Origin of the sequence: Piscinibacter defluvii, assembly GCF_004011805.1 — a bacterium.
Classification (GTDB): Bacteria; Pseudomonadota; Gammaproteobacteria; order Burkholderiales; family Burkholderiaceae_C; genus Piscinibacter; species Piscinibacter defluvii.
This window is the reverse complement of sequence record NZ_ML137197.1, coordinates 90,192-110,820: the sequence shown is the minus strand read 5'-3', so window position 1 is coordinate 110,820 and position 20,629 is coordinate 90,192. Positions and strand designations below refer to the sequence as shown.

At 72.3% G+C, this 20,629-nt stretch carries 18 protein-coding genes; 7 read left to right on the top strand and 11 right to left on the bottom strand.

Features of this window, described 5'->3' with window-relative positions:
• Positions 1-66: 66 nt before the first annotated feature.
• Complete coding sequence (locus D9C15_RS04330; RefSeq protein WP_127996215.1) at positions 67-954, top strand: DUF4399 domain-containing protein; 888 nt, start codon at positions 67-69, stop codon at positions 952-954.
• Here the strand turns inward: D9C15_RS04330 and lspA are convergent, their stop codons facing one another.
• Entirely contained in the window at positions 955-1,449 is a 495-nt protein-coding gene (gene lspA / locus D9C15_RS04325; protein ID WP_127996214.1) for a signal peptidase II, read from the bottom strand. It lies immediately after the preceding gene.
• A gap of 110 nt (positions 1,450-1,559) precedes the next feature.
• On the opposite strand from lspA, the gene D9C15_RS04320 reads away from it, so the two are divergent.
• The 4 genes from D9C15_RS04320 (at position 1,560) to D9C15_RS04305 (ending at position 7,005) form a co-directional block, all read left to right on the top strand.
• Complete coding sequence (locus D9C15_RS04320; protein WP_127996213.1) at positions 1,560-2,228, top strand: N-acyl amino acid synthase FeeM domain-containing protein; 669 nt, start codon at positions 1,560-1,562, stop codon at positions 2,226-2,228.
• A gap of 78 nt (positions 2,229-2,306) precedes the next feature.
• Positions 2,307-3,338 carry an endonuclease/exonuclease/phosphatase family protein gene (locus tag D9C15_RS04315; protein ID WP_127996212.1) on the top strand — a complete coding sequence of 344 codons (1,032 nt, stop codon included), beginning with the start codon at positions 2,307-2,309 and terminating at the stop codon, positions 3,336-3,338.
• Between the two features lie 53 nt (positions 3,339-3,391).
• Positions 3,392-5,800 carry a tetratricopeptide repeat protein gene (locus D9C15_RS04310; protein WP_127996211.1) on the top strand — a complete coding sequence of 803 codons (2,409 nt, stop codon included), beginning with the start codon at positions 3,392-3,394 and terminating at the stop codon, positions 5,798-5,800.
• A 71-nt stretch (positions 5,801-5,871) separates the two neighbouring features.
• Complete coding sequence (locus tag D9C15_RS04305) at positions 5,872-7,005, top strand: TonB family protein (protein WP_127996210.1); 1,134 nt, start codon at positions 5,872-5,874, stop codon at positions 7,003-7,005.
• A 9-nt stretch (positions 7,006-7,014) separates the two neighbouring features.
• On the opposite strand, the gene D9C15_RS04300 is transcribed toward D9C15_RS04305, so the two are convergent.
• From D9C15_RS04300 to D9C15_RS04270, 7 genes are all read right to left on the bottom strand, one after another.
• Positions 7,015-8,823: a hybrid sensor histidine kinase/response regulator gene (locus D9C15_RS04300; RefSeq protein ID WP_127996209.1), complete on the bottom strand. Its 1,809-nt coding sequence runs from the start codon at positions 8,821-8,823 to the stop codon at positions 7,015-7,017.
• A gap of 25 nt (positions 8,824-8,848) precedes the next feature.
• On the bottom strand, positions 8,849-11,695 hold the full coding sequence (gene ileS, locus D9C15_RS04295) for an isoleucine--tRNA ligase (protein WP_127996208.1): 2,847 nt from the start codon (positions 11,693-11,695) through the stop codon (positions 8,849-8,851).
• 82 nt (positions 11,696-11,777) lie between these two features.
• Positions 11,778-12,800 (bottom strand): bifunctional riboflavin kinase/FAD synthetase, encoded by a 1,023-nt coding sequence (locus tag D9C15_RS04290; RefSeq protein WP_127996207.1) that lies wholly within the window; start codon positions 12,798-12,800, stop codon positions 11,778-11,780.
• Positions 12,801-12,829: 29 nt separating this feature from the next.
• Complete coding sequence (locus tag D9C15_RS04285) at positions 12,830-13,534, bottom strand: 16S rRNA pseudouridine(516) synthase (protein WP_127996206.1); 705 nt, start codon at positions 13,532-13,534, stop codon at positions 12,830-12,832.
• On the bottom strand, positions 13,534-14,502 hold the full coding sequence (locus D9C15_RS04280) for a P1 family peptidase (RefSeq protein ID WP_127996205.1): 969 nt from the start codon (positions 14,500-14,502) through the stop codon (positions 13,534-13,536). The genes D9C15_RS04285 and D9C15_RS04280 overlap by 1 nt, the downstream gene beginning before the upstream one ends.
• Positions 14,503-14,521: 19 nt before the next feature.
• A complete protein-coding gene (locus D9C15_RS04275) occupies positions 14,522-15,637 on the bottom strand; it encodes an acyl-CoA dehydrogenase family protein (protein WP_127996204.1) in 1,116 nt (371 codons plus the stop codon).
• 4 nt (positions 15,638-15,641) lie between these two features.
• Entirely contained in the window at positions 15,642-16,838 is a 1,197-nt protein-coding gene (locus tag D9C15_RS04270; protein ID WP_127996203.1) for an acyl-CoA dehydrogenase family protein, read from the bottom strand.
• Between the two features lie 89 nt (positions 16,839-16,927).
• Here D9C15_RS04270 and D9C15_RS04265 point away from each other — a divergent pair, with 89 nt between their 5' ends.
• Positions 16,928-18,112, top strand: coding sequence for an MFS transporter (locus D9C15_RS04265; RefSeq protein ID WP_127996202.1), 1,185 nt, complete (start codon positions 16,928-16,930; stop codon positions 18,110-18,112).
• An 8-nt stretch (positions 18,113-18,120) separates the two neighbouring features.
• Here the strand turns inward: D9C15_RS04265 and D9C15_RS04260 are convergent, their stop codons facing one another.
• On the bottom strand, positions 18,121-18,756 hold the full coding sequence (locus D9C15_RS04260; protein ID WP_127996201.1) for a retropepsin-like aspartic protease family protein: 636 nt from the start codon (positions 18,754-18,756) through the stop codon (positions 18,121-18,123).
• Positions 18,756-19,244 carry a YajQ family cyclic di-GMP-binding protein gene (locus D9C15_RS04255; RefSeq protein WP_127996200.1) on the bottom strand — a complete coding sequence of 163 codons (489 nt, stop codon included), beginning with the start codon at positions 19,242-19,244 and terminating at the stop codon, positions 18,756-18,758. Before D9C15_RS04255 ends, D9C15_RS04260 begins: the two co-directional genes overlap by 1 nt.
• 16 nt (positions 19,245-19,260) lie before the next feature.
• Between D9C15_RS04255 and murB the strand changes: the two genes are divergently transcribed.
• The gene (murB, locus tag D9C15_RS04250; RefSeq protein WP_127996199.1) at positions 19,261-20,277 is read left to right on the top strand and encodes a UDP-N-acetylmuramate dehydrogenase; all 1,017 of its coding nucleotides are present in this window, start codon (positions 19,261-19,263) and stop codon (positions 20,275-20,277) included.
• 12 nt (positions 20,278-20,289) lie between these two features.
• Here murB and ppnP read toward each other — a convergent pair whose 3' ends face one another.
• On the bottom strand, positions 20,290-20,604 hold the full coding sequence (ppnP, locus tag D9C15_RS04245; protein ID WP_127996198.1) for a pyrimidine/purine nucleoside phosphorylase: 315 nt from the start codon (positions 20,602-20,604) through the stop codon (positions 20,290-20,292).
• Positions 20,605-20,629: the final 25 nt, after the last annotated feature.

Below are 20,629 nucleotides of genomic sequence, written 5' to 3'. Positions count from 1 at the left end.
GCCTGGGTGTTGACACACGACAAGTCAGCCGGCCGAATCGGCGCGCCGCGATCCCCCGACCCGACCATGCGAAACCAGACCCTGCTGCTCGCCCTGGCGACCTTCTGCACTGCCGCCACCGCCGCGCCGCTGCCGCGCGGCGAGCTCGAGCGGCAGTGCTGGCAGCGCTACGCACGCGAGCGCAGCCGGGTGGATCTGCGCGAGCCGACCGCGGTGAACTTCTCCAACCTGCGCCACGGCTACCAGGTGCGCAGCCCGTTCATGGTCGAGTTCGCGGTCAAGGGCATGGGCGTGGTGCCGGCGGGCAAGGTGCTGGCCGGCACCGGCCACCACCACATCCTGGTGAACACGCCGCTGCCGCCGAGCGTGACCGACAAGCTGCCCTTCAACGACGGCCACCGCCACTTCGGCAAGGGACAGACTTTCGCCGTGCTCGACCTGCCGCCGGGCGAGCACAGGCTGCGCCTGCTGTTCGCCGACCACGAGCACCGGCCGTACTTCGTGTTCAGCCCGGAGATCACGGTCACGGTGACCGGCAAGCGCAGCGCCGAGCCGCTGAAGATCGACCCGGCCAACTTCGACGCCAGCTGCGCAGCCTGGTACCAGGACGAGGTGGCGCGCCCGCGCGGGCCCGGCGAATGGGTGGCCATCACCAACGTGCGCGACGGCGAGTCGCTGGTCAGCCCGGTCTCGCTGCGCTTCGGCGTCGACGGCTACGGCGTCTGCGCCGCGGGCCAGAAGGCCGACAAGACCGGCCACTTCGCCCTCGACGTGCTGCGCGAGGGCAAGCTGCAGCAGGCCGTGGACCTGAGCAACGGCGCGACGCAGGCCAACCTGTTCGTGCCGCCCGGCAGCTACCAGCTGCGGCTGCGCTTCGTCGACGGCGCGACGGGACGCGAGCTGCTGCCGCCGGCCGAGCAGACCCTGGTCGTCACCGGGCAGGACAAGCTGTAGTCAGCCAGAACGCCGCACGCGGCGCAGCTCGTCGAGGATCAGCAGCGCCGCGCCGATGGTGATGGCGCTGTCGGCCACGTTGAACGACGGGAAGTACCAGCCGCCGTAGTGCACCTGGATGAAGTCGACCACGTAGCCGTGCAGCAGCCGGTCCACCACGTTGCCGAGCGCGCCGCCGAGGATCAGCGCCAGCGCCGTGGCGAACAGCCGCTGCCCGCCGTGGCTGCGCAGCAGCCAGACGATGAACACCGCGGCCGCCGCCCCCAGGCCGACGAAGAACCAGCGCTGCCAGCCCGAGGCGCCGGCCAGGAACGAGAACGCCGCGCCGGTGTTATGCACGCGCACGAGGTTGAAGAAGGAGGTCACGCTGCGGCTGTCGCCGAGCTGGAACCAGCCGAGGATCAGCGTCTTGGTGAACTGGTCGGCGACGATGACGAGCGCGGCGATCGCGAGCCACGGCAACAACGAGGAGGAACGCAGGGAGGACGAGGCCATGCAGCAGGGGAAGACGAAGCCGGGGCGACTGTAACCGAGCGGCGGTTTGCGGCCGATCCGCGCCCCTATTCGCGGCACCGGGTGCGGCGCCGCCGCGCGACCATGGCCCCGTGCCGACCTCGATGCTGCCCTTCACCCTGCGCGTGGCGCGCCACCCCGCCGATCTGGCCGACGCCTGCCGGGTGCGCAGCCAGGCCTACGGCCGCCACCTGCCGGCCATGGCCCAGCCGCTGGAGCGGCCCGACGCGCTCGACACCCAGCCGGGTACCGCGCTGCTGATCGCGCGCGACAAGGCCAGCGGCGCCGCCGTGGGCACGCTGCGCATCCAGCGCAACCAGCACGCGCCACTGCTGCTCGAGCACAGCCTGATCCTGCCGCACCGGCTGGCCGAGCGCCCGCGTGCCGAGATCACGCGCCTGGCGGTGCTGCCCGGCGCCGACCCGCAGGTGCGCCTGGCGCTGATGAAGGCCTGCTACCTGTACGGCCTGGCCAGCCAGGTGCGCCACCTGGTGATCGGCGCGCGCAGCGAGCCGCTGATCCGCATCTACCGCCGCCTCGGCTTCGAGGACGTGCTGGGCGAGAACACGAGGGTGCCGCTGGCACATGCCGGCGGGCTGCCGCACCGCATCCTGGCGCTGGACATCGTCGCCGCCGAGCGCACCTGGCTGGGCGCCGGCCACGGCCTGTACCCGTTCATGGTCGAGACCTGGCACCCGGACATCCAGCTGTTCGAGGAGCGCCCGCTGGCCGAGAGCGCGCGCGCCGAGGCCGTCGCCTGATCAATCCGCAACGCCCTGGGGATTGCGCGCGCCGCGCCGCAGCGCGATAGCTCGGGCTCCACGAGCCTGGAGCCGAGCATGAAGCTGCGCACCCTCAGCATCGCCACCTTCAACCTCTACAACTTCAACGAGCCGGGCCTGCGCCTGTACGGCGACCGCGACGGCTGGAGCGCCGAGCAGCACGCCCTGAAGACCGCCTGGACGGCCCGCATGCTGCGGCTGCTCGAGTCCGACCTGGTCGGCTTCCAGGAGCTCTGGCACGCCGCCTCGCTGGCGCGCGCGGTGCAGCAGGCCGGGCTGGAGGCCACGCACGAGCTGATCGTGCCGCCGGGCACCGACGGGCGGCGCATCGTCTGCGCGGCGCTGCTGCGCCGCGGGCTGCGCGTGGGCGAGCCGGAGTGGATCGCCGACTTCCCGCCGGCCCTGCGCCTGGCTGCCGGCGGCGACGACGCGCAGTCACCCGAGATCGCGGTGTCGATCGACGGCTTCTCGCGCCCGGTGCTGCACCTGCGCATCCAGCCGCGCGACGACGAGCCCGAGGTGCATGTGTTCGTGTGCCATTTCAAGTCCAAGGCGCCGAGCAAGGTCTACTACGAGCCCTGGTACCGGGCCGACCCGGCGCGCTACGGCAAGCACGCCAACGCGCTGGGCGCGGCGCTGGCGACCATCCGCCGCACCGCCGAGGCGGCCGCGCTGCGCGTGATGCTGACCGAGCTGATGAAGGACAACGACACACCGGTGATCGTGCTGGGCGACATCAACGACGCGCAGCTCAGCAACACTGCCAACATCCTGACCGAGCAGCCGCGCTACCTGTTCTCCGACGCCACCGGCGGCAGCGACGTGGCCCTGTACACCGCGCAGACGCTGCAGGAGTTCCGCGACACGCGCGACGTGTACTACACCCACGTGCACGAGGGCGTGCGCGAATCGCTCGACCACATCCTGGTCAGCCAGGAGTTCTACGACCACAGCCGCAAGCGCCGCTGGCTGTTCGACGGCATGACGGTCGACAACGACCACCTCAACCGCGAGGACCACGAGGCCGAGGGCAGCAACGACCACGGGCTGATCCGGGCGGTGTTCAGGTATCGGCCGGCGGGGGGCTGACGATCGGGCGTGCCGGGCTCGCCATCGGCCAGAATCGCCGCACGCGTCGACCGGTGCCGGCCGCGCCCGTGCGACGCGATCCAGACGATTCCAGGGAGAGATGCATGACGAGCCCCATCGCGGCCGGTCTCGCCGGGGCGGCCACGCCCGCCGGCGAACCGTGCAGTCGACCGGTCGCCGCGTGGTCGGTGTCGCGTTGCCTCGTCGCGGCGATCGGGCTGTTCGCCGCCGCGCAGACCTGGTCTGCCACGACGCTGAGCGGGCGGGTGGTGCAGAACCACGAGGCGGGCCCGCCGGTGCCCGCCGTCGAGGTGTCGGCGCGCGGCGCCGAGCCGGCGATCACCGGCGACGATGGCCGGTTCGTGCTGTCGTTGCCCGACGACCAGGCCGCGCAGGGCATCCGGGTGCGGGTGACTCCGCCGCCGGGCTGGGTGGTGCTCAACGACGTGCAGCTGGACCGTGCCGCGCCGACCGACGTTGCCGAACCGCTGCCGCTGGTGGTCATCCTCAGCCCGGAAGCCGAGCGGGAGCGCTGGACGGGGGAACTGCTCGACCGGAAGGGCAAGCAGGTCGTCGAGCAGGTCTACCAGGGCCGGCTCGCCGGACTCGAGCAGCGTGGCGCCGCCACCGCCGCGGAGCGCGACCGTCTCGTGCGCGAACGCAGCGAAGCCCTGGCCCAGCTGGACGAATGGGCCTGGCACGCCGCGGCCCGTGGGGATGACCCAGGCGCCGGTGCGCACCGCGAGGCATGGCGCCTGTTCCTGGACGGGCGGGCCGAGGCGGCGCTGCAGCGCCTGAGCGCCGAGCGGGGCCAGGCGGCGCCCGGCTGGCCGCTGCGCGGGCTGCTGCACAGCCTGATGTTCGACCCGGACGGCGCCGCTCAGGCCTACGAGCAGGCCGTCGGGGAGGCGCCCGCGTCGCCCGCCGCGTGGTATGCGTACGCCTTCTTCCACAAGGGGCAAGATCACACGGCGCAGGCGCGGCGCGGTCTCGAACAGGCCTTGCCCCTGGCGCGCCAGGCTGCGGACGACCGAACCGTGGCGCGGACCCTCGACAACCTCGCCGACCTGCGGCGCGGCGAGAAGCGCCGCATCGAGGCGCGCGGCCAGTACGAGGAGGCGCTGGCGCTCTACCGCACGCTGGCCCAGCGCCGTCACGCCGACCTCTACCTGCCCTATGTGGCCCATGCGCTCACCAGCCTGGGCGTCATGAATGACGACGAGAACCGCTACGACGAAGCGCGCCGGCGGTTCGAGGAGTCGCTGGCGATCTGCCGTGATCTGGCCAGCCGGGACGCGGTCTACCGGCGCTATGTGGCCGTCGCGCTGGGCAACCTGGCCTCGGTGAGCCGCGAGCAGAACCGCCACGACGAGGCGCGCCGGCTGTACGAGGAGGCCCTCGTCATCCGCCGCGTCCTCGCCCGGGAGGACCCGGCGGTCCACCGGCCGGAACTCGCGTCCGCGCTGAGCAGCCTCGCCGGCCTGAGCCGCGTCGAGAATCGCCACCAGGAGGCGCGCCGGCTGTACGAGGAAGCGCTGGAGATCCGGCGCACGCTGGTGCTGGCCAACCCCGAGGCCTATTCGGGAACGCTCGCCACCACGCTCAACAACCTCGGCCTCCTCAGCAAGGAGGAGCGGCGCCACGACGAGGCGCGCAAGTACTACGAGGAGGGGCTCGCCATCCGTCGCAAGCTGGCCGCGACGAACCCCGACGCGCATCTGACCGGCGTCGCCACCATGCTGTCCAATCTGAGCTCGTTGAACCGCGACGAGGACCGCGACGCCGAGGCCCGCGCCCAGCTCGAGGAAGCGCTCGACATCCGCCGTGACCTGGCCGTGAGGGAGCCGGACATTCACCTCCCTGATCTCGCCAGCACGCTCGGCAGGCTGGGCCTGCTGAACCGCGACGATGGCCGCAACGACGAGGCGCGCAAGCAGTACGAGGAAGTCGTCGCGATCTACCGGGGCCTGGTGGCCACCCAGCCCGAGGTCTACCTGCCCGATCTCGCTCTCGCCCTCAGCACCTTCGGCGTGCTCAACACCGACGAGGCGCGCTACCCCGAGGCACGCCTGCAGCTCGAGGAAGCCCTGGACATCCGCCGCCGGCTGGCCCGGCAGAGCGCCGCAGTCCACCTGCCGGACGTGGCCACGACACTCACCAACCTGGGCGTCCTGAGCCGCGCAGTGCTTCGCTACAAGGTGGCGCGGGGATACCTCGAGGAGGCGCTGGAGATCCGCCGCGGCCTGGCGAGCGCGAACCCCGACGTCTACCTGGAGGACTACGCGTCGTCACTCAACCACCTGGGCGTCCTGAACGCCTTCGACAGCCGGATCGACGAGGCACGCAGGCACTTCGAGGAAGCGCTCGCCATCTACCGCGCCCTGGCCGAGAAGGCGCCGGCGCTGTTCGAACGCCGTGCCGCCCTCGTCGTGGACAATCTGCAGGTCCTCTCGGGGCGTTGAGGCCGCTGTCCGTGAGCAACGCCGCGTTTGGAGCTTCGGCTCGCCAGAGGTCAGCCAGGAAGTGGGTCCCCATGCCGCTCCCGCACGTGCGCAGACTCTTCATCGCCGCATCGCTGGCACTGTCGGCGCACGGGCACGCCGCCGTGGCGCCCGGCCTCGCGGACATCCGGGCCCTCGCGCTCGAGCGCCTCGACACGGAGCCGAGCTACACGACGGTGGTGGGTGGGCTCGAGGCCGTCCCCGATGCCCGGCAGGCGGCCCGCGAGTACCTCCTCGGCCTGTTCCAGGACGACGCGTTCGTCCAGGCCACGGCCGCGTGGCTGCGCTCGCACCGGCCGGCCAGCCGCGACGAGGCCTACGGCGCCTGGGTGCGCCATTACCGTGAGACGCTCCTGGCCGGCCTGGCCCTGCTCAGCGACGACGAGCTGGCCTTCATCTGGCGCTCCGCGGTGTTCCGCACCGCGCTCGACCAGGACACCTGCGTCAAGCTGTCCACGGGCGGCGCCGACACCGATGTCGCCGCGCTGGTCAAGTACCCGGCGAGCGAACTGCGCGACTACTTCCGGATCCTCAGGCGGGTCTACCTGGCGGCACTGGCCAACGAGGTGCCCCGGCCGATGCCCCAGGAGCAGGAACTCGCGTCGGCCAGCCTCAGGCTGCTGACCCAGGTGCCGGAGGCCGACCGCGAGCGATTGCTCCGGCGATGGAGCCAGGCCAGCCCGGGCTCCGCCGAGGAGGAGTGCGCAACGACCCGGATCTACGTGTCCGCGCTGAATGCCGCCCCCGGAGAGGCGGGCCGCCTGCTGCGCCGCGACCACCTCGTGCACGGCATGCGTGCGGCCATCGAAGCGCCGGAGGCCGCCGGGTCGACGCGCTCGGTCCGCGGTGCGGCCACGGGCGAGTTCGAACCGGGGGCCGTCGCGCTGGAGTACCCGCCCGAGGCGGCCCGGGCCGGCATCGAAGGCTCGATGCGGATCCGGGTCTGGGTCGACGAGCGCGGGCGCGCCACGCGCGTCAGGACAATCGAGCGCCACTTCAACAAGCCGGCCGCCACCCTGGCCGACGGCAGCCAGGTCGGTGTCGAGGAGATGTTCGACCCGATCGTGACCGTGTTCTACAAGGCCGGGCGCTTCATGCAGCGCTTCAAGGATGGCAAGCCGCAGCCCTACGTGGTGGAGATCCCGCTGAGCTGGAAGCTCGAGTAGGCCCGCCCCTCAGCGCCGCCCCCAGCGACCGAGCGCCGCCTCCAGCTGTTCCTGAGTGAAGGGCTTGGACAGCACCTCGTCGATGCCGGCGGCCAGGCATTCCTCGCGTTCGGCGCTGGCGGTGGTGGCGGTCAGCGCGATCACCGGCACGCGCGCCAGGCCGAGCAGGCGCTCCTGGGTGCGGATCTCGCGGGTCGCGGCCAGGCCGTCCATCACCGGCATGCGCCAGTCCATCAGCACCAGCTCGGGCCGGCCGGTCTCGCGCAGCGCGTGGCCGACGGCCTGCTTGCCGTCGCTCACGCGCTCGTGGCGGATGTGCAGCGCGTCGAGGTAGGCGCCGACGATCAGCGCGTTGACGTCGTCGTCCTCGGCCACCAGCACGCGGCGCGGCAGCGCCAACGTGCGCGGTCCGCGCGGCATGCCGGCCTCGGCAGGCGGCGCGGCGGGTGGCATGCGGGCCGTGAAGACGAAGCGCGAGCCGCGCCCGAGCTGGCTGCTGGCGTGGATGTCGCCGCCCATCGACTGCGCGATCTCGCGCGCGATCGTCAGCCCGAGGCCGGCGCCTTCGGTCGGGTGCAGCGGCGCGTGGTCGCTCTGTGCGAAGGCCTGGAACACCTGCTCGAGTTCGTCCTCGGCGATGCCCGGCCCGCTGTCGATCACCTCGATGCGGAACTCGTCGCCCGCCTCGCCGCGCTGCACGCGCAGCTTGATGCCGCCGCGCTCCGTGAACTTGACCGCGTTGCCCAGCAGGTTGTGCAGCACCTGGCGGAAACGCGCCGCGTCGCCCAGCACCCAGCAGGGGCGCGGCAGCGCGATGTCCACCGCCAGGCCGAGGCCCTTGTCGTGCGCGCGCACCGCGAACACGTCGGCCAGCTGCTCGCACTGCTCGGCCAGGTCGAACGAGGCGCTGCGTGTCTCGAAGCGGCCCGACTCGATGCGCGACAGGTCGAGCAGGTCGTTGATCAGGGACAGCAGGTGCACGCCCGAGGCCTCGATCAGCTCGACGCGGCGCTGCAGGTCGCGCTCCTTCAGCTCCAGGTGCACCAGCCGCGCCAGGCCGAGGATGCCGTGCAGCGGCGTGCGCAGCTCGTGGCTGATCTTGGCCAGGAACTGGGTCTTCACCGCGCTCTGCGCCTGGGCCAGCGTCAGCGCGGCCTCCTTCTCCTGCGCCAGTCGCTCGGCCTGCAGGCGCAGCAGCACGCCGGTGACGAAGCGGCGCTGCGCCGCCTGCGCCGTGAGCATCTGCAGCGCGAGCAGCACCGCCATGCCGATGCTGCCCACCAGGCCGGTCTCGTCGCCGCGCAGCGCCAGGCCGAAGCCGGTCAGCACGAGGATCGGGCCGACATAGGCCAGCGTCGCCAGCGTGCGCAGCTGCAGCCCGAAGGTGGCAACGCAGGTGACGGCGGCCATCACCGCGGCGATCAGCGAGGCCAGCGCCACCGTGCCCTGTACCAGGTGCAGGCCGGCGGCGCCCCAGACGATGCCGTCCAGCGCCAGCAGGGCATAGGTGGCGGTGCGCCAGCCGGGCGCGGGGCTGCGGCCGCGCCGCGCCCACACCAGCGCCAGCGCGATGCGCGCCGCCGCCACCGCGAGCTTGACGCCGACCCAGGCCTGCACCAGCGCGGGGTCGACCGTGTCGGTCAGCAGCCAGGCGGCGAACAGCGCGAACGCGGTGGCCGCCAGGGTGCCGAAGCGGGTGTGCGAGAGCACCGCGACGAGCTGCTCGAGCGCCACCGCCTCGCGCTCGCGCGCCGAGAGCGGCAGCCCGAGCTCGCGGGCCACCGCCTCTTCCATCCTCGACCGCTCCAGCCCCAGCATGCTCAGGCTCCCGGAGCGGCCAGGCTCACGCGATGCGGCGTTTCTCGCCGCTGCCGAACAGGTTGTCGGTGCAGCGGCCGCACAGCGTCGGGTGCGCCGCGTCGTGGCCGACGTCGGCGCGCCAGTGCCAGCAGCGTTCGCACTTGGCGTGCGCCGACGGTCGCACCACGACGGCGAGCTCGGCGCCCTCGGACAGCGCGGCCTGCGAGGTGATGGTGACGAAGCGCAGGTCCTCGCCCAGCGAGGCGAGCAGCGCGTGGTCGTCGCCGGCGGCCGTGATCGCGAGCTCGGCCTGCAGCGAGGAGCCGATGCGGCCCTCGGTGCGCAGCGCCTCGATCTCCTTGTTGGCCAGGTCGCGGATCGCGCGGATGCGCGCCCAGCGGGCCAGCAGCGCCTCGTCCGGCGTCTCGAACTTCCACCAGGTCTCGGTGAAGATCGACGGCGAGCGCCCCGGCGCGAACACCTTCCAGGCCTCTTCCGCGGTGAAGCTGAGGAAGGGCGCCATCCAGCGCAGCATCGCATGCGTGATCTGCCACAGGGCCGTCTGCGCCGAGCGCCGTGCGAGCGACTTCGGCGCGGTGGTGTAGAGCCGGTCCTTCAGCACGTCGAGGTAGAAGGCACCCAGGTCCTCGCTGCAGAACACCTGCAGCTTGGCCACCACCGGGTGGAACTCGTAGACCTCGTAGTGGCGCAGCACCTCCTCCTGGAACTGCGAGGCGCGTGCCAGGGCCCAGCGGTCGAGCTCGAACAGCTGGTCGGCGGGAACGGCATCCGTGGCCGGATCGAAGTCGCTGGTGTTGGCCAGCAGGAAGCGCAGCGTGTTGCGGATGCGCCGGTAGGCGTCCACCACGCGGGCCAGGATCTTGTCGTCGCCGGCGATGTCGCCGGAGTAGTCGCTCGCGGCCACCCACAGCCGGATGATCTCGGCGCCGAGCGAGCTGCTCACCTTCTGCGGCTCGATGCCGTTGCCGAGCGACTTGCTCATCTTGCGGCCCTGGCTGTCCACGGTGAAGCCGTGGGTCAGCAGGCCGCGGTAGGGCGCGCGGCCTTCCAGCGCGCAGGCCAGCAGCAGCGAGCTGTGGAACCAGCCGCGGTGCTGGTCGTGGCCCTCGAGGTACAGGTCGGCCTCGGGGCCGCTCGCGTGGTGGCCCTGCGGATGGGTGCCGCGCAGCACGTGCCAGAAGGTCGAGCCGGAGTCGAACCACACCTCCAGGATGTCGCTGCTCTTGGTGTAGTGCGGCGCGTCGGCGGCGCCGAGGATCTCCTCGGCCGTCGCGCGGCTCCAGGCCTCGATGCCGCCGGCCTGCACGATGTCGGCCGCCTGGTCGAGGATCTCCATCGTGCGCGGGTGCAGCTCGCCGGTCTGCTTGTGCAGGAAGAAGGGCAGCGGCACGCCCCAGCTGCGCTGGCGCGAGATGCACCAGTCGGGCCGGTTGGCGATCATGTCGCGCAGCCGGGCGCGGCCGTTCTCGGGGTAGAAGCCGGTCGCGTCGATGGCCTCCAGCGCCATCTGGCGCAGGGTCTTGGGGGCCTTGTCCTTGGTGAAGACGCCTTCGCCCTCGTCCATGCGCACGAACCACTGCGCCGCGGCGCGGTAGATCACCGGGCTCTTGTGGCGCCAGCAGTGCGGATAGCTGTGCGTGATGGTCTCGGTGGCGAACAGGCGGCCGGCGTCCTTCAGCGCCTCGATGATCACCGGCACCGCCTTCCAGATGCCCATGCCGCCGAACAGCGGGAAGTCGGCCGCGTAGGCGCCGTGGCCCTGCACCGGGTTCAGGATGTCGTCGGTCTTCAGGCCGTGCGCGACGCAGGAGTTGAAGTCGTCCAGGCCGTAGGCCGGCGAGCTGTGCACAGTGCCGGTGCCGTCCTCGGCGGTCACGTAGTCGGCCAGATACACCGGTGCGACGCGGTCGTAGCCCGGGTGCACGTGCGCCAGCGGGTGGCGGAACTGCAGGCCGCCGAGCTTCTCGCCGCTGGTGGTGGCGAGCACCGTGCCCTGCAGGCCGTAACGCGCCAGGGATTTCTCCACCAGCGTGGCGGCCAGCACCAGCAGCCCGCGCTCGGTGTCGACCAGCGCGTACTCGAGCGCCGGGTTCATGTTCAGCGCCTGGTTGGCGGGCAGGGTCCAGGCGGTGGTGGTCCAGATCACCGCGTAGGCATCCTTGGCCAGCGCCGGCAGGCCGAAGGCGGCGGCCAGCGCCTGCGGCTGCGCGCACAGGAAGCCGACGTCGACCGTGCTGCTCTTCTTGTCGGCGTACTCGATCTCGAACTCGGCCAGTGACGAGCCGCAGTCGAAGCACCAGTACACCGGCTTGAGGCCGCGGTAGACGAAGCCGCGTTCGATGACGCGCTTGAAGGCGCGGATCTCGCCGGCCTCGTTGGCCGGGTCCATGGTCGCGTAGCGGTGCGCCCAGTCGCCCAGCACGCCCAGGCGCTTGAAGTCGGCCATCTGCAGCGCGATCTGCTCGGTGGCGTAGGCGCGGCTCCGGGCCTGCATGTCGTCGCGGCTCAGGTGGCGGCCGTGCTTCTTCTCGATCGCGTTCTCGATCGGCAGGCCGTGGCAATCCCAGCCCGGCACGTACTGCGCGTCGAAGCCGGCCAGCTGGCGCGCCTTGACGATCATGTCCTTGAGCACCTTGTTGACGGCGTGCCCCATGTGGATCTGGCCGTTGGCATAGGGCGGGCCGTCGTGCAGCACGAACAGCGGCGCGCCGTGCCGCGCGTCGCGCAGCTTCTTGTACAGGCCCTGCTCCTCCCAGTCCTTCACCCAGCCGGGCTCGCGCTTGGGCAGGTCGCCGCGCATCGGGAAGGGCGTGTCGGGCAGGTTCAGCGTCGAGCGGTAGTCGACCTTGTCGGCGGTGGCGTCGGTCATGGCGGGTGCGCGCCGCAGGCGGCACGGAGGTCGGGAGAACGAGGCCGGCGCAGGCAGCGCGCCGGGCGGACGGCGGTGGCGCTCAGCCTTGAATTCGGTCGCGCGTCGTCTGGCGGCGCTGCGCCGCGGCGAGGAAGGCGCGGGCGTCCTCGACGTCCTGCCGGATCGCGGCGGTCAGCGCGTCCAGCCCGTCGTAGCGGGCCTCGTCGCGGAGTTTGTGCAGCAGTTCCACGCGCACAATCTTACCGTAGGCCCCCTCGGCGCCCAGGGCGGCCGGCCACTCGAGGCAGTGCACCTCGAGCAGCACGCGGCCGCTGTCGTCCACCGTCGGGCGCCGTCCCAGGCTCGCCACGCCGGGCAGCGCCGCCTCGGCCAGGCCGTGCACCTGCACCGCGAAGATGCCGAGGGCCGCCGGGTTCGGGTGGTGGAAGCGCAGGTTCAGGGTGCGGAACCCGTCGCCGCGCCCGGGGGCGCTCTGGCCGAGGTCGCGCCCGAGCTTGCGGCCGTGCACCACGTGGCCGCTGATGCTGTAGGGCCGGCCGAGCAGGGTCGCGGCGGCCGCCATGTCGCCGCGTGCCAGCGCATCGCGCACCGCCGAACTCGAGACGCGCAGCCCGTGCACCTCGTAGCTCTGCATGCGCGCCACGTCGAAGCCGCGCTGCACGCCGGCGGCGTCGAGCATCGCGTAGTCGCCCACTCGTTTGGCGCCGAAGCGGAAGTCGTCACCCACCAGCACGTAGCGCGCACCCAGGCCGCGCACCAGCACGTCGTCGATGAAGGCCTCCGGCGGCTGCGCCGCGAAGGCACGGTCGAAGCGTGCCACCACCACCTGGTCGACGCCGCAGCGCTCCAGCTCGCCGAGCTTGTCGCGCAGGGTGGCGATGCGCGCCGGCGCGAGCTCGGGCTTGCCCGCCAGTGCGGCGAAGTAGTCGCGCGGATGCGGCTCGAAGCTCAGCACGCAGGCCGGCAGGCCCCGGTGGCGTGCCTCCGAGCGCAGCAGCGCGAGCATCGCCTGGTGGCCGCGGTGCACGCCGTCGAAGTTGCCGATCGTCAGCGCGCAGGCGGCCGCGATGCCGGGGTGGTGGAAGCCGCGAAAGACACGCATGGGCAGCGATGATAGGCGCCCGTCATCGCTCAACCCGGCACGCCGGCGACGGCCTCCGGCCCGCTCAGCCAGCGCCATTGCCCGGGGGCGAGGTCGGCCGGCAGCCGCAGCGCCCCGAAGGCGCTGCGGTGCAGCGCCTCGACCCGGTTGCCGGCGGCCGCGACCATGCGCTTGACCTGGTGGTACCTGCCTTCGGTCAGCGTGAGCCGCAGGTGGCGCTCGCCGGCGGCCTCGCAGGCTGCGGCGCGAACCGGTGCCGGATCGTCGTCGAGCACCACGCCGTCGCGCAGCGCCGCGATCTGCGCGGCAGTCACCGGATGCCGGGTCATGACCTCGTAGACCTTGGGCAGGTGCCGCTTCGGCGAGGTCCAGCGGTGGATCAGCGCGCCGTCGTCGGTGAGCAGCAGCAGCCCGGTGGTGTCCTCGTCGAGCCGGCCCACGGGCTGCACGCCGCGCACGCGCAGCGGCGCCGGCAGCAGGCTCAGCACGCCCGGGTGGTGGCGCGGCTTCCGGGAGCACTCGTAGCCGGCCGGCTTGTGCAGCACGATCAGCGCCTTCTCGTACACCGGCCAGTCGGTGCCGCGCACCGTCAGCACCAGTCCCGCCGGGTCGAAGGCCTCGAAGGGATCGTCGCAAAGGCGCCCGGCATGGCGCACATGGCCGGCGCGCACCAGGTCCTCGCATTCGCGGCGCGTGCCGAAGCCCTGCGTGAAGAGCAGCCGGGCGAGCTGCATCAGGCGCCGAGGTCGCCGGCCGCCGGCAGGCCCGGCAGCGAGCCTGCCGCACGCACCGCACGCAGCACCGCACGCGCCGTGACCTCGGCCGCCAGCGCACCCAGCAGCGTGGTGTTCGCACTGCGGCCCGCGGTGCCGGTGCCGAGCGCGAACAGCGTGTCGCCGTCGCCCATCGTGTGCACCGGGTTGATGCAGCGCGCCAGGCCGTCGTGCGCCATCTGCGCGATCTTCTGCGCCTGCGCCTTGGTCAGCACGGCGTCGGTGGCGATGACGCCCAGCGTGGTGGCGCTGCCGGGCTGCAAGGGCGCCGGCAGCTCGCCGCGCAGCAGCGCGTCCATGCTGCCGAGCAGCGCGCGGCCATCGGCCGTGCGGGCGCCGGCGATCGGCCGGCCGGTCGACGGATCGACCACGTCGCCGAGTGCGTTCACGGCCACCAGCGCGCCGACCGTGAGCCCGTCCACCGTGACCGAGGCGCTGCCGATGCCGCCCTTCATCGCGCGTCCGATGCCGAACAGCTTGCCGACCGTCGCGCCGGCCCCGGCCCCGACGTTGCCCTCGGCCGGTGCCGTGCGGCCGGCGGCGAGGCAGGCGGCATGCCCGGCCGCGGCATCCGGGCGGATCGAGGCGTCGCCGAGCCAGAGGTCGAACAGGACGGCGGCCGGCACGATGGGTACCCGCGCCGGCCCGACCGGCACGCCGACGCCGCATTCCTCCAGCCAGCGCATCACGCCGCCGGCCGCGTCCAGCCCGAAGGCGCTGCCGCCGGAAAGCAGCACCGCATGCACCTGCTCGACCGTGTTCAGCGGCGCCAGCAGCTCGGTATCGCGCGTGCCGGGCGCGGCGCCGCGCACGTCCACGCCGGCCACCGCGCCGCCGTCCACCAGCACCACGGTGCAGCCGGTCGGCCGGCGCGTGTCGGTGAAATGGCCGACACGCAGGCCGGCGACATCGACGATGGACCCCAGCATCGGCTGTTCGCGCGCCCTCTCAGGCGAACACGCCTGCCGTGTCCTGCATGCCGGCACTGACCTCGCCGAGGTGGTGCAGCGTGTCGCCGTAGCTGAGCTCCAGCACCGTCAGGCGCTTGAAGTAGTGGCTGGCGCTGCATTCGTCGGTGACGCCGATGCCGCCATGCAGCTGGATGCACTGCTGGCCGACGAAGCGCATCGACTGTCCGAGCTGCACCTTGGCCTGCGAGAGCGCGCGCCGGCGCGCCGCGGGCGGCTCGCCGAGCTTGAGGCTGGCGAAGTAGCTCATCGAGCGCGCCAGCTCGAGCTGCATCTTCACGTCGGCCATGCGGTGGCGCAGCGCCTGGAAGCTGGCCAGCGTGACGCCGAACTGCTTGCGCGTGTTCAGGTAGTCGACCGTGAGCGCGACCAGCCGGTCCATTGCACCGACCGCTTCGGCGCAGGCCGCGGCGATGCCGGTGTCGACGGCCTGCTCGAGCGCCGCCAGGCCATCCGTCTGGATGACGGCTGCGGGCGTGTCGCGCAGGCTCAGCTCGGCGGCGCGCGCACCGTCCTGCGTCGGGTAGCCGCGCACGGCGACCCCGGCCGCGCCGCGCTCGACGAGGAACAGGCCCAGGCCCTGCGGCGTGCGCGCCGGCACCACGAAGGCATCCGCCTCGTCGCCGGCCGGCACGACGCTCTTCGCGCCCGAGACCGTCCAGGCGCCGGCGCTTTCTGTGGCCGCGGCCTCCACCTTGTCGAGCCGCCAGCGCGCGCCACGCTCCTGGTGCGCCAGCACGACCAGCGCGGAGGCGTCGGCCATGCGCGGCAGCCACTGCGCCTGCAGCCCGGCCGGCGCGGCCGCCAGCAGGCCGGGCGCCACCAGCGCGCCGGCCGCCCAGGGGGCGTTGACCAGGCCGCGGCCGAGTTCCTCGCCCACCACCATGGCCTCGATCGCGCCGAAGCCGAGGCCGCCATGCGCCTCGGGCACCGCCAGCCCGGCCAGGCCGAGCTCGGCCAGTTCGGCGTAGACGGCGCGGGAGAACCCGCCCGCCTTGGCCAGCGCGTGGCGGCGCTCGAAAGGATGGGCCTTGTCGACCCAGCGCGCGACGGCGTCGCGCAGCGATTGCTGGTCGTCGGTGAAGTCGAAGTCCATGGCCCTAGCTCCCCAGCACGGTCTGCGCGACGATGTTGCGCTGCACTTCGTTCGAGCCGCCGTAGATCGTCGTCTTGCGGACGTTGAAGTAGGTGGCCGCGAGCGGCGCGCAATGCGCCGCGCCGACATGGTCGCCCTGCCAGCCGGCCTCCATCGCCTCGCGGATGAAGGGCACGGCGAACGGGCCGGCGGCCAGCATCATCAGTTCGGTGTAGCGCTGCTGGATCTCGCTTCCGCGGATCTTCAGCAGCCCGGCCACGTCGAGCGACTGCTTGCCGCCCTCTTTGCTCGTGGACCTTTCCGCCGACAGCACGCGCAGCACCATCATCTCGAGCGCGACGATGTCGACCTCGAGCAGCGCGATCTGGTCGCGAAAGCGCAGGTCGTCCCACAGGCCCTCGGCCTTCGCGATTCGCTTCAGGCGCTCGAGCTCGCGCTTGGCGCGGTTCACGTCGGCGATGTTGGTGCGCTCGTGCGCGAGCAGGTACTTGGCGTAGGTCCAGCCCTTGTTCTCCTCGCCGACGAGGTTCTCGGCGGGCACCTCGACATCGTCGAACCAGACCTCGTTCACCTCGTGGCCGCCGTCGAGCATGATGATCGGGCGCACGCTGACACCCGGGCTCTTCATGTCGATCAGCAGGAAGCTGATGCCGGTCTGCGGCTTGCCCTCGTTGCTGGTGCGCACCAGGCAGAAGATCCAGTCGCCGTGCTGGCCGAGCGTGGTCCAGGTCTTCTGGCCGTTGACGATGTACTTGTCGCCACGCCGCTCGGCACGGGTCTTCAGCGAGGCCAGGTCCGAGCCCGCGCCGGGCTCGCTGTAGCCCTGGCTCCACCACACCTCGCCACTCATGATGCCGGGCAGGTGGCGGCGCTGCTGCTCGGGCGTGCCAAACGCCATGATGACCGGGGCCACCATCACCGGGCCGAAGGGCACGATGCGCGGCGCGCCGGCGAGCGCACATTCCTCCTCGAACAGGTGGCGCTGCACCGCGTTCCAGCCCGGGCCGCCGAACTGCTTCGGCCAGGCCCAGCCGTGCCAGCCGCGCGCGCCGAGGATCTTCGCCCAGCGCTGCAGGTCGTCCTTGGTGAGGTGCAGCGCATGGTGCACCTTGTGGCTGATGTCCTTCGGCAGGTTGTCCGCGACCCAGGCGCGGATCTCGGCGCGGAAGGCCTGTTCCTCCGGCGTGAACTGCAGGTCCATGCGTGTCTCCTTGGCCCGGCGTTGTAGCACGAGGCTGCGGCGGCGGCCTGTCCCTGCGGCGACAGCGGCGCGGGCGGAATAATCGGCGCGTGCATCCGCCCGCCTTCCGCACCACGGTCGCGGCGCTCGCCGCGGGCCAGCTGGTCTGCTGGGCGGCGCTGTACTACGGCTTCACCTCCTTCGTGCTGCCGATGCAGCGCGCGCTCGGCTGGAGCAAGCCGGCGCTGATGGGGGCCTTCACGCTCGGGCTGGCGGTGTGGGGCGCGGCCTCGTATGCCGTCGGCGCGGCGATCGACCGCGGCCACGGCCGCGCGGTGCTGACGCTCGGCTCGGCGCTGGCCGGCGCGGGCTTCTGGCTCTGGTCGGCCGCCACGACGCTGCCGGGGCTGTATGCCGCCTGGGCGCTGCTCGGCGCGGCGATGGCGATGACGCTCTACGAGCCGGCCTTCAACCTGCTGACGCGGCGTTTCCCCGAGCACTATCGCCAGGGCATCACCGCGCTGACGCTGGTGGGCGGCTTCGCGAGCACGCTGTCCTTTCCTGCGGTGGCCTGGCTGCTGGCGGCGCTGGACTGGCGCGACGCGCTGCGCGTGATCGGCTCGGTGCTGCTGCTCGGGGTGACCCCGCTGCATGCCTGGGCCCTGCACGGCGCGCCGGCGCAGCTGGTGCGCACGCACGCCGCCGACGACGGCGCCGACGACGCGACGCTGCACGAGGCGCTGCGCGAGCGCGCGTTCTGGCTGCTGGTGCTGACCTTCACGCTCTATTCGTTCGCCGCGGCGGCGCTGTGGGCGCACATGATGCCGGTGTTCGCTGCACGCGGGCTGGGCGAGACGGCGGCACTCGGCGTGGTGGTCTGGTTCGGCCCGGCGCAGGTGGCCGGGCGCTTCGCCTACCTGCTGTTCGGCCGCTGGGTCGGCACGCGCGCGCTCGGGCTGGCGGTGCTGGCCGGGCTGCCGCTCTCGCTGGCGATCTTCGCCCTCGGACAGGGGCCGGCGGCGTGGATCCTGTTCGCGCTGCTGTTCGGGCTGGCCAACGGCCTGGTGACCATCGTTCGGGGCAGCCTGGTGCCGGAGTATTTCGGCCGCAGCCACGTCGGCCGCATCAGCGGCACGATGAACGTGGTGGCATTGCTCGCCCGCGCTGCCGCGCCGCTGGCCACCGCCTGGCTGCTGCTGGCCGTGCCGGGCTACCGCGAGGTGCTGCTGGTGCTGGCCGGGCTGGGTGTGGTGGCGGTGCTGGCCTTCGCGGCAGCACGGCCGCCGCGCGCGTGACGGCCGACTCAGAGCCGCTTGTCGAGCACCAGCACGTCCGCGTCGCGCCGCATCTGGAAGCGCGACAGGAAGCTGTTGCCCAGCAGCACCAGCTCCATCGGCGCCGGCACGACGATCGCCTCGACGTCGTACACGGTCACGTCGCCCACGCGCACGCTGGCCAGCCGGATGCGGTGCGCCGTCACGGTGCCGTTGGCGGTGCGCGCCAGGCCGGCCTGGCCGCGGCTGTAGTCGATGCCCAGGCGCCGGGCCTCGGCCTCGCTCATCGACACGCTGGTGGCGCCGGTGTCGACCAGGAAGCGCACCATCTTGCCGTTGATCGCGCCGTCGCTGACGAAGTGGCCGCCGCTGCCGGCCGCGATCACGATCTGCGTGCCGCCCCCGCCGCCGCCCGCGCCGCCCAGGCTGACCTGCGCGCCGCCGAGCGGCAGCACCTGGCGGCGCCCGTTCAGCTCGACCACCGTCTCGCTGCCGCTGACGCTGATCACCTTGATGCCCTGCACGGTCTGTCCCGCGGCCACGGTGCGCGGCGTGCCGTCGATGATCAGCAGCGCCTTGTCGCCCAGGCTGCCGCTCATCGAGACGGATTGCGCCGCGGCCGGGGCGGCCACGGCGACGAGCAGCGCGCAGAGCCCGGCGCGCATCAGTCGCGCAGGTTGGTGAAGGAGACCGGCGCGTCGCTCGCCGTCTTGCGGATGATCTGCATCGCCGCCTGCAGGTCGTCGCGCTTGGCGCCGGTCACGCGCACCGTGTCGCCCTGGATCGCCGCCTGCACCTTGAGCTTGCTCTGCTTGATCGCGGCCTGCAGCTTCTTCGCGGTGTCGCTGTCGACGCCGCTCTTGACGGTGACGCTCTGGCGCACCTTGTCGCCGCCGATCTTCTCGATCTTCGCGCTGCGGTCGAGGAAGCGGATGTCCACGCCGCGCTTGGTGAGCTTGGCCAGCAGGATGTCGGTCACCTGGCCGATCTGGAACTCGGAGTCGCCGAACAGCGTGATGGCCTTGTCGGCCAGGTCGATGCCGGCGGACGTGCCCTTGAAGTCGAAGCGCGTGCCGATTTCCCTGGCGCTCTGCTCGACGGCGTTGCGCACCTCCACGAGGTTGGGCTCGATGACGGTGTCGAAGCTCGGCATGGGTCAGAATTCTCGCATGCAGATCGAATCAGGCGTGAGCCTGAAGCCGTTCAACACGTTCGGATTGCCCGCCGTCGCGCAGCAGCTGGTGCGCATCGGCGGCGATGCCGACGTGCGCCGCGTGGTCGACCACCCGCAGCTCGGCCGCGCACCCAAGTTCATCCTCGGCGGCGGCAGCAACATCATCCTGACGCGCGACATGCCGCAGCTGGTGCTCAAGGTCGAGGTGGCGGGCCGCCGGCTGGTCGAGGAGCGGCCCGACGCGGTGATCGTCGAGGCCGGCGCGGGCGAGAACTGGCACGCCTTCGTCGCCTGGACGCTGGCGCAGGGCTGGCCCGGGCTGGAGAACCTGGCGCTGATTCCCGGCACCGTGGGCGCCGCGCCGGTGCAGAACATCGGCGCCTACGGGCTGGAGCTGAAGGACCGCTTCGAGTCGCTCGACGCGGTGGATCTCGTCACCGGCCGCAGCGTGACGCTGGGGGCCTCGATCTGCGCCTTCGGCTACCGCGACAGCGTGTTCAAGCACGACCTGGCGGGCCGCACCCTGATCACGCGCGTGCGCTTCCGCCTGCCGCGGCCGTGGCAGCCGGTGCTGGGCTACCTCGACCTGGAGCGCAAGATGCGCGAGAGCGGCGTGGCCGCGCCCTCGCCGCAGCAGGTCTTCGACTGGGTCTGCGCGATCCGCCGCGCCAAGCTGCCCGATCCGGCCCTGCTCGGCAACGCCGGCAGCTTCTTCAAGAACCCGGTGGTCACGCCCGAGCAGTGCCGCGACATCATCGGCCGCGACCCGGAGGTGGTGCACTACCCGCTGCCCGACGGGAGCGTCAAGCTGGCCGCCGGCTGGCTGATCGACGCCTGCGGCTGGAAGGGCAAGGCGGTGGGCGGCGCGGCGGTCTACGAGAAGCAGGCGCTGGTGCTGGTCAACCGCGGCGGCGCGATCGGCTCGGAGGTGATGACGCTGGCGCGTGCCATCCAGGAGAGCGTCTACGGGCGCTTCGGCATCCGGCTCGAGCCGGAGCCGGTGGTGGTGTGAACAGGCCCCGGCTCAGCCGAAGTGGCAGACGTAGTGCAGCGTCTGCGTCACCTCGATCTGGAACGACGACTGGCCCGGCACCGTGAACGACTGCCCGCCGCGGTACTCGGCCCAGTCGGCGGCGCCGGCCAGCTTCACGCGGCAGGCGCCGTCCACCAGCTCCATCACCTCCGGTGCGCCGGTGTTGAAGGTCAGCGCGGACGGCAGGATCACGCCGACGCTCTTCTTCGAACCGTCGGGCAGCTCCAGGCTGTGCGAGACGCACTTGCCGTCGAAGTAGACGTTGGCCTTGGTGCGCACGGTGGCGGCGATCGTGTCGGTGGTCATGGCGTGTGAAGTCGTAACGCGCCGT

Bases quoted from the DNA above. Each gene is read 5' to 3' on its own strand.
- D9C15_RS04300 (WP_127996209.1), bottom strand. From the start codon at position 8,823: ATGCTGGGGCTGGAGCGGTCGAGGATGGAAGAGGCGGTGGCCCGCGAG.
- lspA (WP_127996214.1), bottom strand. From the start codon at position 1,449: ATGGCCTCGTCCTCCCTGCGTTCCTCCTCGTTGTTGCCGTGGCTCGCG.
- D9C15_RS04270 (WP_127996203.1), bottom strand. From the start codon at position 16,838: ATGGACCTGCAGTTCACGCCGGAGGAACAGGCCTTCCGCGCCGAGATC.
- murB (WP_127996199.1), top strand. From the start codon at position 19,261: ATGCAGATCGAATCAGGCGTGAGCCTGAAGCCGTTCAACACGTTCGGA.
- ileS (WP_127996208.1), bottom strand. From the start codon at position 11,695: ATGACCGACGCCACCGCCGACAAGGTCGACTACCGCTCGACGCTGAAC.
- D9C15_RS04330 (WP_127996215.1), top strand. From the start codon at position 67: ATGCGAAACCAGACCCTGCTGCTCGCCCTGGCGACCTTCTGCACTGCC.
- D9C15_RS04285 (WP_127996206.1), bottom strand. From the start codon at position 13,534: ATGCAGCTCGCCCGGCTGCTCTTCACGCAGGGCTTCGGCACGCGCCGC.
- D9C15_RS04315 (WP_127996212.1), top strand. From the start codon at position 2,307: ATGAAGCTGCGCACCCTCAGCATCGCCACCTTCAACCTCTACAACTTC.
- D9C15_RS04280 (WP_127996205.1), bottom strand. From the start codon at position 14,502: ATGCTGGGGTCCATCGTCGATGTCGCCGGCCTGCGTGTCGGCCATTTC.
- D9C15_RS04255 (WP_127996200.1), bottom strand. From the start codon at position 19,244: ATGCCGAGCTTCGACACCGTCATCGAGCCCAACCTCGTGGAGGTGCGC.
- D9C15_RS04260 (WP_127996201.1), bottom strand. From the start codon at position 18,756: ATGCGCGCCGGGCTCTGCGCGCTGCTCGTCGCCGTGGCCGCCCCGGCC.
- D9C15_RS04305 (WP_127996210.1), top strand. From the start codon at position 5,872: ATGCCGCTCCCGCACGTGCGCAGACTCTTCATCGCCGCATCGCTGGCA.
- ppnP (WP_127996198.1), bottom strand. From the start codon at position 20,604: ATGACCACCGACACGATCGCCGCCACCGTGCGCACCAAGGCCAACGTC.
- D9C15_RS04275 (WP_127996204.1), bottom strand. From the start codon at position 15,637: ATGGACTTCGACTTCACCGACGACCAGCAATCGCTGCGCGACGCCGTC.
- D9C15_RS04290 (WP_127996207.1), bottom strand. From the start codon at position 12,800: ATGCGTGTCTTTCGCGGCTTCCACCACCCCGGCATCGCGGCCGCCTGC.